The following is a 13,469-nucleotide window of genomic DNA, read 5'->3' on the forward strand; positions in this document are numbered from 1 at the left end:
AATAATTTTATCGATTACGCTGCTAAATAGCAGCGTAATCGATGAGCATATAATAGACATTTCATATTCTCTCGCGAGTCACCCGGTTAGAGACTTTAAAACTTCCATATATAAAAAAACTCCGTTGAGCACTGTCCTTTTGAATACTTAAAAGGAAACAGCGTTACCCAGAGTTTCTTTCGACAAAATTACCAGCCGCGGCAACCTTTGAAATCAAACTCAAATAAATAAAACTTCTTCTGGTCTTCGAATTCTAACCAGACGTTCATAGTCACTATCTATGTCTTCTAGTATATTTTTTACATCAGTTATACCCCGTTGAAACATAACTTCGGATAATTCCACTGCTATATTTAAACCATTGACAAGCATCAAAGGATATTGGTCTTCGATTATTTCCTGTTGGACTGATTCTGAAAAATACGAAGTTGTAACATAAACCCCTATCCATCCACGTTTCAGACGTGCTACTGTTCTAGCCACGTCCCTGCCATTTGTAGGAGAAGACAATTTCTCACATTTTGCTTGCCCCAAAACGACCGTTCTAAGTTTCGAAAAACCAGATCCGATTTCAAGCCTTCCAATAAAATCTGCTCCTCCATCGCCCGTCGGTGAGGTTATCCACCCTCTTACAAATTCTGTTCCGGATTTCTTAAAAATACGTTGAGTAATAAATAATGCCATCGCTTCAAATCTATGCTTTCGGCCTTCATAAAATTTGTATACAGCCGTTAGAATTCGATTTTCTTTAGTTCCAGGTTTAGTCTTTTGCTCGGCGGTCGGTATTATCTGTATAGTTGATACTCGTCTACGGCATTTCTCAATTCCCTCGATTCCGTACTTAATCCAAATTTTCCAACTATCCGGAGCATTACTAAGTGCTTCTTCATTGCTAAAATTTTTATTTCTTCGATCACTTATCCATTGCCAGGAAAAATCCTCAAACTCCCTAACTAAGCTGAATATTGTAAAGTCAAAAGCATAATTAGAAAAATACCGATTATTCTTAGGATCAAATTGGGTAATTAGTTCTATAGATTTAACAATCCCATAGCCTTGAAATAAAACATTTCCTTTTATCCGACCCGAATATGCGACTCTTCGAAAAAAGATAACAGGTACCCCAAAGTTTTTTCTTTGTTCCTTATCCGGAGAAGAATGGATTTTATAGGCCTCAATTAAAATCTTATTACCCGGAGATAACGCAGGATCATTATCTGGAGCTTTATTATCTCCGTAATATCTTATATGACCATTATCCGGATCAAATGTATCTTCCCACGGAGTCTCGATATATCCAGCCTTATGGGGGCTGCTTGAAATCAATATAGCAGGCCGTCGTTCTAGCCCCTCTGGAGTTCTTATTTTCTTAATGGGGTTAATCCCCGATTCAAGAATCGGTAAGTTTTCGCCGGGCGTGTAAACATGGTAGAAATAGTTCTCTAAGCCATCTTTTATTTTCTCTGTATGATCATACGGTCGTCCATATCTAAATACTTCGCCTATCCGCATTCCATCTCCGCCTTTGTATTTTCTAATTAGATGCGACTGGTAATTGCATCTTTAATTTGTTGAATACAATCCGGCAATTTTTTTTGTATTTCCTTTCCCCAAAATCTAATCACAAGCCAGCCATCGCTTTTAAGTATTTCATTAACCTTCTTATCCCTTTGTATATTACGTTCGATTTTTGGAATCCAATAGTCACGATTTGATTTAATTTCTTGCTTTCTAATTGCCCAGTTATAACCGTGCCAAAATTCACTGTCACAAAAAATTACAATTTTGTATTTTGCAATTACTATATCCGGTTTCCCCGTCAGTTTACTGCAATTTTTCCTATACCTTATTCCTTCTTGCCACAGAGCCTTACGCAGTATTAATTCGATGCTTGTATCTTTGTTTTTTATTGCCTGCATATTTTTATGACGCTGTTCTTTAGTAAGGTTGTCCATTTCCATTCACCAAAAATTGTTATTTTAGAAAAATATACCGCGGAAAGTTCAACTGAATAAACTTCTCTTATCTAACAAACAGATCAATATTTTTTTATGAGAAGGTTCCCGAGTTACTCTCCATTAAAGAAACCAATTGCGGGATCAATTATTAAAGTTCGGTCGAGAAATAGATTCCCCAATTCGCATGAAGTTTCAGGCAGATAAGCACAACTGTGGCATGCGGCGCCATTTAAATTATTAACCCCTTGTCCAGAAGTCCTTCCAATCTCCGAACAGACGGGATCGGAACTGCACCATTTCGCTTTTTCAACCGCTTTATTAACGACTGGGAAAAAGTATTCTTTTCTTCCCACTCTTACAAGACCTCCAAATGTACCCTCAATATCTCCTGATGAGGTGTAAATTAATGCACCGCTTTGGTCCTCGCCCAAATATAACCGCTCGCGGAGAGAAGCAGAATTATAACCGCAGGTCAAAGCAAGTTCGTCAATTATAATATGAACTAAAGTATGCAAAAGAACATTTCTGGGTCTGACGATTAGATCATACATGTTTCCGGCCTTTTTCTCAACACGCTGTTGCAGTCTGCTAAAATAATGCAGCACTTCCGGCCGTTGTTCCCATATGTCCAACTTTTCGCGGTTCAACGTAAAAAATAATCCCTCGCCGTAAACTTTATAAGCCGGCAGCCAATTGTTATCAGATGAACTCACATCTTTAAACAAGAGGGTTTTACCTTTAATAAGTTGATTCTGTTCCGAATCCTCTCCTGGGGATAGCCGGTTAAATCCGGTTAAAACTATCGTCTCTTTGAGCTTTGTCACTCGATTAATAAGATTGAAATAAGAGTTTTTATCTGCTTCATCAAAAGCCCATTCTTTCCTTACCTTAAGATTCTTCGAATCTATTTCTTGTAAAAGCACTTCAAACTCTTTCTTCCTCAGCTCAATTTCTGCATTTCTGGGGTTGGTTTGATCCAGAAACTGATGTTCTTCCGTCAATGACCCTTCTATATACAGGATCGCAAGTTCAATGTCCGATTGGTTATAATCTTGGATTTCTGGAGGACATAGTTTTTCAACTAACTTTATCTTATCCTCAAGTTTCGGAGCTACATTAAGCCATGATGAAGTAATGCCGTTTCTTTCAAACATATCAATTAGTTTTTCGACGGCTTGGTTTTCTCCCGGCAAATATATTGCACTAATTGTATTCGGATAATAGACATTTATAGAATTTTTGAGTACAGCAACCGGAAAGGCAGAGCAATCTTCTTTTTCTTTCTCTGTACCATACCAAGGCATAGAGCCGGGGCAACGATACAAGACATTGCTGGTTTCATTTAATCTTTTGCTTAATTCACTGACGGCTGTGTCATCATTATCTGAATAACTTTTGCGGGACATAATTCCTCGTAATGATCTTTCCTTATTACAGCTGCACTTAATTTTTAGAGAATCTAGAGTCGCTCCTCCGGTGGAAACAAGTTTCATTTGTCCGCCGCAGTTTGTATTCTCATCACCATGAACCCATTCTCTCCAGGGAAAATCGGAAATATGCCCGTGTTTACAGACGATGACAAATGGTACTTGAATCATCTTTTTGAGTTTCTTACATTCTTTACAATCATGCCAGCTGGACCGAGAAGACATCGGAATTTGATGCAGCGTTTTACACGCAGGACAGTAATGCCATGTCGGGAAACGAAGCAATGGTATATAAATTTCGGTATTCGTTTGAGTGTTGATATCACTTTCTCCGTTGTATTTGAAACCCGATCTGTAATCCGGAGGCATCAACAATTTATTGACCTTTAGTAATGATCTTAATCTTGGTTCATGTATTTCAAACTCATCAAGTGATTCAATACGTCGTTCATTTATATCGTAAAACCACCTGTCAAGAGCGCCTATCATTGCAGATTCTCCTTCAGGACTAATTACAAGAGCACCTGGACCAAAAGTAGTCACAAGCTGGCCTCTTCTCAAAGGTAAATCTTTCACGTGAATAATCCCTCCCAACTTACAGGTTCATTCCCTCGCTCGGCTGAGTTATAAACAGAAACAATGAGTCCTCTGCACTCTGAGTCTACATTCCGCATGGAATTAATCATGGACTCGGCTTTGCTTTTTAATGCCGGCGGAACGGAGGAACCTGCTGTATACATATACCCGTTTACATTCGATTCAACCTTCCAGGCGGTATAATCTCCTTTCTCAAGCCTCTTCAGTACATCAAGAAACCTGCTTTTAAGTTCATTAACTTGCTCATGGTCAACAAGATTAGCTCTCTCGATCAGTCTGTTATAAAACGGTACAATTCGATTATTCAAATACTTGCTGATTTCCTTCCAATCCGGAGTTCTTGCAATGGTATCATCTAACGCTTGGCGTAAAAAACCAATAATAATTGCGTGCAGTCCTCGATCCAAACACGAATCCGAAAAGGGAGTTACACTAGTCGGTTCAACTTGAGCATATAATTTCTGATGATACTCTTTGAAATGTTCAAAATGGGATTTATCTCTTGATTTTGTATTGGAGTACAGCGTAAAAATTAGTCCTGGGCTCTCCCACCAGCGGCGTCCCACCCGTCCGCTTACTTGAATATACTGGGCGGTCATTTTCGGCTGTCCAACAATGGCCATAACAGATAATCGATCAATATCTACCCCGACTTCAATAATGTTTGATGCTAAACACATGTCTATGACCGCATCTTTGTAATTTTCTTGGAAGTTATAACTCGATTTTAAGTCATCAATTGTTTTAGCAATTTCATGACTGTTTTTCCTTGACGTTAATTCAAGGACATTGTTGATATATCGAACGTTCTTTTGCATTCCTTTTCGCATGGCCATTGATTTAGAATACTGAGGTATGTCGGTTTGTATTAATGTCAGACCGCCGCCTAACTCCCGCAAAGTATTATAAAAAGTTAACAAGGTCCAATACGGATCTCTTTCTTTTTCGTCAATGTCAACAGCTGCCTGAAGAATTGAAGAAAAAGACATAACTTGAGACATCATAATCCGAACCGTTTGGGTATATACGCCTACATATTTTCGGCCGGGCATCGGTTTACCGCTTGCTTTATCGATTGCAGGAGTCGCAAAGAAAGAATCTTCATTTTCTAATCCGGGACTTGGAAACAGCCTGGCTTCTTTTCGCCCGAATAGAGCAAGGGCTTGTTCTTCAAATTGTTTAATTGTGGCTGTTGCTGCAATAATTTTGGGTTTAATTAATTGCCCATCTATTTTCTTTAAACACAGCTCCTCAATTAAGGCCTCAAACAAACCGGTTAATGTACCTAATGGCCCGGAGATTAAGTGAAGTTCATCTTGCACAATTAATGACGGCGGATTCACCGCGTTATTCCCGTTCCAGTCTATTCCGAATAAAGACCTTGCTTTAGGCTGCCAAACTAACTGTACAAATTTATCGACGGTTCCAATGAGGAATGTCGGCCTTTTTTCATAAATAGTTTGATCCACGATATAAACGGGTAATTCTTCATGAAATTCACAGTTATGATCCGGGCAGTGCAGCACTAACTTATCGTTTTCAAACTTATAACCAAGATAGATTTTTTTCTTCTTACTTGCTTTTTGCTCGTAATATCCTAAGGGAGCTCCGCACCAAGGACAACTGTTAACGATAAACTGTTTAGCCGTTTTATCATTACGCTGCAACTTACTTAGATATTTCTTTGCGGTTAGATTGTTATTTGGTGTTGCATTCGACCCTACCCATATCCCGATTGAAAACGGGGTACTGCCCAGTTTTTCTTCATTTTTCCTTCTTAGATATTCCAAAACGCAGATAAGCCTTGAAGATCTTTGAAATTGATCGGCAGTTAATAGTCTTAACGTATATCTCATCATGACATCAACACCGGCATCCGAAGGATTTCTAAGCCGTCTTAAAATCATTTGAAATGCTGCTACCCCTAAATAAGCCTCTGTTTTGCCACCGCCGGTCGGGAACCAGATCAAATCAACAATTTCCCTTGAATCACATTTCTCGTCTACGAGAGATTCCATAGACATTAAAAAAAATGCAATCTGAAAGGCTCTCCAAGTATTTTTAGCACTTTTTAATTTTGATTCATTTTTAACATTTTCTAGATAGTCTAAATCAAACTTAAGTTTCTTATCATCAATATAACCCGAACGTTTATTTTTTCCATTTTCCTGTTGCAGAAGAATGGCAATATTCGCCAGTTGAAAAGCCTCCAGTACTTGCGGAATCTTTAATAGTTCAAGACCTTTAACCATGCGTTCTAAGCTTTCATGACACAACTCAATATGCTTCTTGGCGATTGGTTTAAGCAAATCCGGAACTTCAGTCACTATTTCTTTTTCTTTTTGCTTAATCCATTCACTGTAACCTTCTACTAGTGGTTTTAAGATTTCCTCCGGATGTTTATTTGTCGAGAGGCCTGCTAAATCGCTCATCCTTATTTCGAGTTCTACTTCCTTGTCCCCTTGCTTTATAAAAACGTTGGGAGTCATGCTTAGTGCTTCGTATTCCGGCATAAAAGTAGTTGATATTTCTTTCACGTTTGAGCAATTTTGTTCACAATGTGCAGCACATCCGTGTCCGAATGCATACACTCCCTCGTTACGATAAAGCAGTTCAGTTGAGGCTTCGTCTTTGTCTTCATTGAGTAAACCTTTTAATTGATACATTTTAGGATAAAAGGAAAATGAATTATTTTCAGGAGTGCAAATACACATTTTAGCCTGGAATAAAATTAACTGCATCCTGTTAAAATCAGGAACTTCCGAGCGGTTAGTAACACTAATGGTAATAATTAATTTATCCTTTAGTTCACGAAGGCGGGTATGAAGCTGAATTTGATATTGACTAATTTTCTCGCCTTTTTTATTGGTCATAGATATATTGTTCTCGATCTGTCTGCGGCTGATTAATTCTTTTAAATTCAAATTCCAAGACCCTTCCACAGTCTCCCGCAACCACCATTTAATATTTCCGGTTTCGCCTTTTACTCTCACACTATGCGGTATATATGTTCCTCCTTCGAGTTTAACAGTCAGATACGGAACATTTCTATCAACGCAAAACGTTAAACCAATTGTTGACGGTAAAAAATCGCTTCTTTGCGGAAAGAGTTCTAATTCACCATCCTCTTCCGTGGACTCGACCCCCTCTTGATGTTCGAATAATTCATCGATCCTCTGACTCTCTTCTTCATCCGAATTTTTCTCGATAGGAGTTTCAAGGGATATTTCTTCATTTTGATCGATTCCTAAGGGAAACAAGATTCCGCTGACATATCTTTCGGTCGGCGTTTCCCTTTGCAGAATTTCTTCTTTTACGCCGCCAACTTCCCAGTAATACGGTTTGAAAAGCTCATCTTTTGATTCGAAAACTACAGAACCTATCGGGTTAAACTTCGTATAGTTATCCCTTATTTGACAGGGTCCTATCATTTCTTGACGTACATTTTCTAAAACCTTTTGACGGTTTATGAGTGATTTTTCTAAAGATACTGCCATTCTATATTACTCCTTTCTTTCTAATCCAAGTCAAAAGGCTTCATTAAATTGTGCGGGGCAATTTGATGTGCCGTGTTATCGATGGAAACGATTCTTTCAATATTAAAAGATGCACCGTTAAATTCTTGGGATTGAAAGGTATAAAAGCCCTTTTCTTTTAACTCTTGAAGGATATTGTCGGACAGTTCATTCATCAGCTTTTCAGATATCAACCGTCCTGCTTTTTGATGGGCGCTTCGTATTTCCTTCATCACGCTGTGAATATTCTTGATTTCATCTTCCTCATATTTAAACGCCCTTAAAAGTTTGGGGAGTTCGGTCGGACAAATAGAATCTTCAGCGCACCAAGACCTCACGGATTGTGCCGATGCTGTTTCTAAATGATACTTTTTCATTAATATATCGCTTACATTTTTGGCACCTTTCTTTTGGACATTTAAACGCAATTTATTTTTCCAGTTATTTTGCAAGTTTCTATAATCTTTGGCATTCATTTTTAATACGTCTTGATCGGCAACTTCTGCAATTAACTTGGTATCTCGTTCATTTCTAATAATGATATAATCGTCCTCTTCAACATCCTTAAAATTTACCTGCCTTACAGAATTAATTTTGTCATTTGGTATGTAAACACGAATTTTAGAATCGTTGGGAGCAAATAAAAAGCGGTCATTTTCCAAGTACACAATGGATGCTTCCACCGTATCCTGAGAATAATCCCCGCTTTTATTTTCTTTTCCGATAAACTGACTAACAGCTTGATTTATCAATTCTTTTTCGTTAAAGTCGATCACGCTTTTCCTAGCTGCCGACTCACCAAATGAAATGTGATTAAAAATCGTACTGTATGTTCCCTCTTCATCTATATCCTCAAATATCTTTTTAGGGATTATCTCATTAGAAAAAATATCATATGAAATAAACGTCGTATTTCCCTTGAACGTATTTTTCGCATAATCGCCGTAATAATTTATATTGCCTATATAAATTACTTCATCAAAAAAAGCAATTTCTTTTTTGAAACTATTTTCCGTAAAAAAATTAACATCAAAATAAGTTCTTAATCTTTGACTTAATATCTGTCTTTCTTCAGATGAAACAGCTCTTTTAGTAACAAGAGCTACTCTGTAACCAGGTCTCATCCTTTGGTTGATATGATCACAAAGGTATGAAGTTAAATAATTCATTGGCGAATTACTCAGTTCTTTAACCAATTCCGCAATGTGCCTTACATGAGTTGAAAAAAGTTCAGGATAACCGCTTTTAATCTGATAAAATTTGCACAGCATTTGTTTTTCTAACTCTATATTGATAACGTTGCTATAAGGGAGAAAGCTCAAAAGAAATTTATAGAATACTTTTTTGAATAAATTCAAAGACTCTACCAGGTATTCATCGTCTTCATACCATTTATTCACTTTTATTTTAAACTTATCCAGTAAATTTGCTAAGGTTAACAATTCATGACTATCGAACGATTTAAAGGAGACTTGTATATTTGTATAATCATATAAACGTAATAAGTTATTTAAATTCATCAGCGCTACCTCCATGAAAAATACTCAATTCCGTTTGGGATTTGAGCATCATGATTTTTTACATAGTCATTAATTTCAGAGGTAATAATTTTATAATCTCGCTGCAAAAGTTCAATTTTTATTTTTTCTTTTACTTCAACCAATCGATTCTCATTGTCGCATCTGCTTGTAATAATAATACTTGGGTTTTTTATAAAGTTTTTAAACTGCTTTAAGTAGCTGTTAATATCCGAATAAATAACTGGGAGCTCATTGCTTATGTCAGCTTGTATTTTTTTCATTTGTGAAGAAAACAATCGTCCGTTTTTATAACTGCAGTTATTATCAATGTACAAGAAATCTTTAACGGAGCCTTTACAGTGATCGCAAATAAATATTTCCTTGTCTATTAATTCATAAATTTGTTTTACGTTTCCAACTATATAAAAGGCATCACCTGGATAGAATGAAACTTTATTCAATTGACTAGAGGAGTATAATACACGTAATAATGGACTAGCTTCCAAGCCTACTTGCTTTTTCTTATTAACCTTTATTGTTCTTTTGATTTGATCGTATTCTTCATCTAATAGAATGACTCGTTCAATCCACTGTCTTTCAGGAATTCCTCTTTCGATCTTTCCGTCTTTGATTTTCAAAATCATTTCATCTTGAAATACAGGACTTGGTTCTATTGAAATCACAGATACTTTTCGTCTGGATTTATCATCTTGATAAATGATACGACTTCCCTTTTCTAAATTTAATACCGCTTTCCTTATGGATCTCATCTGTTTGTTAACAGAGAATCCTTTGTCAGCGATCCCCATAGCAATAAACAGTGAAAAAAAATGTTCGCTTGGCAGAGAAATAATTACGTTCGCCGGCTTCTTATACTTGATTCCATGTTCACTAATAAATGCTCCTAGGATGAACGCAAAATTTATCCAGGTTGGTAAGTTAATAGGTGTGCAATTATTCAGAACTTTCAAATCTCTAATGCCCATTGTTTTCCACAACCTTTAACAACAATTTGCACCTTTATATCTACAATACCTTTGGAAACTTTAAATTTTTCTAGACGATCTCAGTCATTTCATCCTCTTTCTACATTTAATTATAGCAAAATTTCGCATTATGAAATGGCAAGAAAGAACAAGTATTTATTGGAATTACATTATCCATATTGTTCTAGTTGTCTTAAATCAAACCGCATGTAAATGGTAATTATACTTAAGAAGATTTATTGAGCACTAAGAGGAGGGACCTTTTTAACATTCCTGTTCTATTTCTCATTAATGGCATAGTTTTAGGACTTTTAAGACCAACAATAGTAAAGTTTCCTAATCGCAAACGGGTAGCAAATGATTTTGTTACCTATCACTTTTTTCATCTAGACAAGCCCCATAGACCAAAACACAAAATGAGAGAAGTAATCTCGTCTATTCTTTGAACATTGGTAAACTTGTCGATCTACTCTTTTCGGTAGTGAGAATCGAGGACATTTTGAATCGTGCCTTAAACCTTTTTACCTATCCACAGAGGCGAGGTTCAGCACTCCCTGCTGTCCATTCTATGCGTACTTTTCGTAATCAAAAGGGCAGCCGAGAGATTGTATTATTTAATAAGGACTTGCTTATTTTGTGTATGTCTTACCCGAAAATTGCTAGTTATTTTCAAGTCGTATAATTATGGTGTCGTCTAGATTGATTTCCTCAATACTACATGGCACATGTCCTCTCAGAAATATTGCTAATCCTAAAGATTTAAGGGCTTCGTCTATATAACCAATTAAATTTGCCGACCTTCTTTTGTAACCAAATCTTGCAATCAGAGTTCTTAACTTAATTTTCCTATAGGCCTTATTAGGGGTATAGGTCAGTTCCAGCTTAATTATTTTAAAGAAACTTTCAATGATTCCCTGCTCATTAAGCTCTTCATTATTACTGGAATAATCTATGTCCTGCATCAAAATATTTAGTTCATCCAACTCATGAAGTGTGCAATCGTACTCCGACAGATCCTTATAAATCGAATCTCGGAAAAACTTCTTGTTAGTCCTATATTTTGGCAGAAGGACAGAATTCCGTTGTTCCCATAAACTTTGAAGAATTCGTTTCTCTTCAGAAACTGGAAAATCCGAGATCAAGAAATATACTGCCAAATCGATTGATGTATATAAATACTTCACGATTTGTCACTCTTTTTGAGATTACAAGTTCTGCAGAGTAATTGTAAATTCTCCGATTTCGTCAGTCCGCCTTTTGACATCGGAACGATATGATCAACCTGAAACAACGCTTTATGTGGAGATGTCTTACCGCAATCAGAACATTTATATTGACCAGAGTCTGTTTTTGCCTTTTGATAAACAGTTGCTTTTAGCTCGTTTCCATAAGCAGGAAACTGACTGCATATTTCCTGCAATGATAGAGCGGTAATATCTCTTTCTTCACCGATGACATTTTCTTCTTCAGTAGCAAATTCAAATTCTCCCAAGGCTTTGTCAATTTCTATTTCTAATTGGCGTTTAAAGAAGTACTTATTTCCGAAATATACCCTTACTAAATTACTCTCATCTTCCCATAGCGAGTTAATATAATTATTTTGTTCAGAACGCCTCATATCTTTGGCAACAATTTCACTTGCAATAATGCTTAGATCGACTTTTTTTCTATCAATTTCTTCAAACGGTATAAACAAGGGAGCTGATTCCTTCTGGGCAAAATATTTAAACAAATACTCTATATCACGCTTATTGTAAGGAGGAATCATATCTTCGTCAAAATACGTCGTCTCACATAATGCTGTTAGCTCTGACAGCATTTTTGCCTCAATGACCTCATCTTCAATTCCGTATTCCTTAAAGAGAGACGGCAAAGCAGCAATCAATTCTTCATACTGATCTTTAGTACTGTCATAAACAAGAATCTGATGATTATGTTCAATATTGTTTTCATCAATAAATGTAAAAACGTACATACCTAATGGCACTCTCTTAATAAAATCCAAACTTTCTAGACGAGTAGTGTCGACGGTCTCATTGACAATTCGGGTAAATTCCTCGATCTTATCAATGGAAATAAGGCGTACTATGCGTTTCTTATGTTCATAATCTTTGCTGACAAATCCATTCCCTTCATTAGATAATACACTTTCAGGATTTACCCACGCTATTTTACTGTTCCAATTATCTACGAAACTGACAATATAAGCGTCTTTTGTGCCGCCTGCTTTTTCTCCCCTTAAAGCCCTGCCAATCATCTGGGTCATTAAAACCGTAGAGATAGTGGGTCTTGTCAGAAAAACGGTCTGCGTTTTGGGTAAGTCGACTCCTTCTGTTAGAATATTGACTGTTATTAGTACCTGAATCTCTCCCTGGCGGAAAGACTCGATCTGCCTTTGATTCTCCTCATTAGAAATATCGACCCCTATAAATTCCTTACTGGTGCCGGAAACAATAACTCCTGCTTTAATTCCATAATTTTTTCCATACTGTTCAAAGAGTGCTTTCAAGGTAAAGGCATGGGTTCTATTAAGGGCAAAAACAAGAGTCTGACCATATTTTCTATAATTATCGTGTTCAAAAAACGTCTTTACAATAAAGCGGTTTCTTTCTTTATTATCGGCGATCGCTTCGGCAATATCTTCAGGAATAACATCAAGTTGTTCAATGCTTTTAATGGCATTGAGGCCCAAATTATCACCTAAAATTACATCTGTATCGCAGCTTTCACAAATAGGCGTTGAAAGAATACCCTTTTTGATTAGAGTATCTAAATCAATCTTATACAAAATATCATCGGTAAATATCTTGCCAAGAAGACCTTTCTCCTGTTCTGAGGTCCGAAACGGTGTTGCTGTGAGACCCAATATCTTAAGTTTTAAGTTCTTGCTTTTAACATGGTCAATGATTTTACGGTAAGACTTAGCAGTTGCGTGGTGTGCCTCGTCAATAATAAGATATAGCTCTTTTTCATTGTTTAACCATTGATCAAGAGAATTAAGGTTTCTGATAATGCTATCCTTACTTACTATTAAAACGTTTTCATCTGTTTTAATATGAATCGGTCTATCATGCTGTCCGGAAATGATTCTATATTTAAAGCTTGTCGAATTTACCATTGTTTCGGTATAAGCATTTCTGAAAAAGGCTTCCGCAGCTTGTTCTAATAATAAATGCCTATGAGCGATCCACAATACCTTTTTAGTTTTATCAACGGCACTGCTTAATAACCAGGTAGCAGCAGTCATTGTCTTGCCACCGCCGGTCGGAAGAACAACAAGTGTACTAAAAGAGTCTTGGGCATCAATTTTATTTAGGGCAGTAATGGCATTGACCTGATGCTCATATAATTGTCGCGGATTTTTGCCAGGTTTAACATTAACTGTACCTGCGTTTTTGTTCATAGCGATGATTTCGTTCATATTATTGCCTCCGAATATTTTCACAATTGTTAGCTCTTAATTCAA

At 36.7% G+C, this 13,469-nt stretch carries 8 protein-coding genes; all 8 read right to left on the minus strand.

Annotation, left to right across the window (positions count from 1 at the left end):
• Nucleotides 1–219: 219 nt before the first annotated feature.
• The 8 genes from ACPUYX_RS11275 to ACPUYX_RS11310 all read right to left on the minus strand — a co-directional run bounded on the left by ACPUYX_RS11275 (nucleotide 220) and on the right by ACPUYX_RS11310 (nucleotide 13,424).
• Nucleotides 220–1,512, minus strand: a complete 1,293-nt coding sequence (locus ACPUYX_RS11275) for a restriction endonuclease (RefSeq protein WP_426379758.1) — start codon at nucleotides 1,510–1,512, stop codon at nucleotides 220–222.
• A gap of 26 nt (nucleotides 1,513–1,538) precedes the next feature.
• Entirely contained in the window at nucleotides 1,539–1,955 is a 417-nt protein-coding gene (locus ACPUYX_RS11280) for a very short patch repair endonuclease (RefSeq protein WP_426379759.1), read from the minus strand.
• A gap of 113 nt (nucleotides 1,956–2,068) precedes the next feature.
• Nucleotides 2,069–3,961, minus strand: coding sequence for a DrmB family protein (gene drmB, locus ACPUYX_RS11285; protein ID WP_426379760.1), 1,893 nt, complete (start codon nucleotides 3,959–3,961; stop codon nucleotides 2,069–2,071).
• Nucleotides 3,958–7,479 (minus strand): helicase-related protein, encoded by a 3,522-nt coding sequence (locus ACPUYX_RS11290; protein WP_426379761.1) that lies wholly within the window; start codon nucleotides 7,477–7,479, stop codon nucleotides 3,958–3,960. Before ACPUYX_RS11290 ends, drmB begins: the two co-directional genes overlap by 4 nt.
• Before the next feature lie 20 nt (nucleotides 7,480–7,499).
• Entirely contained in the window at nucleotides 7,500–9,017 is a 1,518-nt protein-coding gene (locus tag ACPUYX_RS11295; protein ID WP_426379762.1) for a hypothetical protein, read from the minus strand.
• A gap of 5 nt (nucleotides 9,018–9,022) precedes the next feature.
• Nucleotides 9,023–10,003 (minus strand): hypothetical protein, encoded by a 981-nt coding sequence (locus tag ACPUYX_RS11300; protein WP_426379763.1) that lies wholly within the window; start codon nucleotides 10,001–10,003, stop codon nucleotides 9,023–9,025.
• A gap of 659 nt (nucleotides 10,004–10,662) precedes the next feature.
• Nucleotides 10,663–11,187: a hypothetical protein gene (locus tag ACPUYX_RS11305; protein ID WP_426379764.1), complete on the minus strand. Its 525-nt coding sequence runs from the start codon at nucleotides 11,185–11,187 to the stop codon at nucleotides 10,663–10,665.
• Nucleotides 11,184–13,424, minus strand: coding sequence for a DEAD/DEAH box helicase family protein (locus ACPUYX_RS11310; RefSeq protein WP_426379765.1), 2,241 nt, complete (start codon nucleotides 13,422–13,424; stop codon nucleotides 11,184–11,186). The genes ACPUYX_RS11305 and ACPUYX_RS11310 overlap by 4 nt, the downstream gene beginning before the upstream one ends.
• Between the last annotated feature and the right edge of the window lie 45 nt (nucleotides 13,425–13,469).

This window comes from Desulfosporosinus sp. SYSU MS00001, from assembly GCF_049943955.1.
GTDB lineage: Bacteria > Bacillota > Desulfitobacteriia > Desulfitobacteriales > Desulfitobacteriaceae > Desulfosporosinus.

Excerpts from the sequence above, each read along its gene's own strand:
- ACPUYX_RS11290 (WP_426379761.1), bottom strand. The coding sequence starts at position 7,479 with ATGGCAGTATCTTTAGAAAAATCACTCATAAACCGTCAAAAGGTTTTA.
- ACPUYX_RS11300 (WP_426379763.1), bottom strand. The coding sequence starts at position 10,003 with ATGGGCATTAGAGATTTGAAAGTTCTGAATAATTGCACACCTATTAAC.
- ACPUYX_RS11295 (WP_426379762.1), bottom strand. The coding sequence starts at position 9,017 with ATGAATTTAAATAACTTATTACGTTTATATGATTATACAAATATACAA.
- ACPUYX_RS11275 (WP_426379758.1), bottom strand. The coding sequence starts at position 1,512 with ATGCGGATAGGCGAAGTATTTAGATATGGACGACCGTATGATCATACA.
- ACPUYX_RS11280 (WP_426379759.1), bottom strand. The coding sequence starts at position 1,955 with ATGGACAACCTTACTAAAGAACAGCGTCATAAAAATATGCAGGCAATA.
- ACPUYX_RS11310 (WP_426379765.1), bottom strand. The coding sequence starts at position 13,424 with ATGAACGAAATCATCGCTATGAACAAAAACGCAGGTACAGTTAATGTT.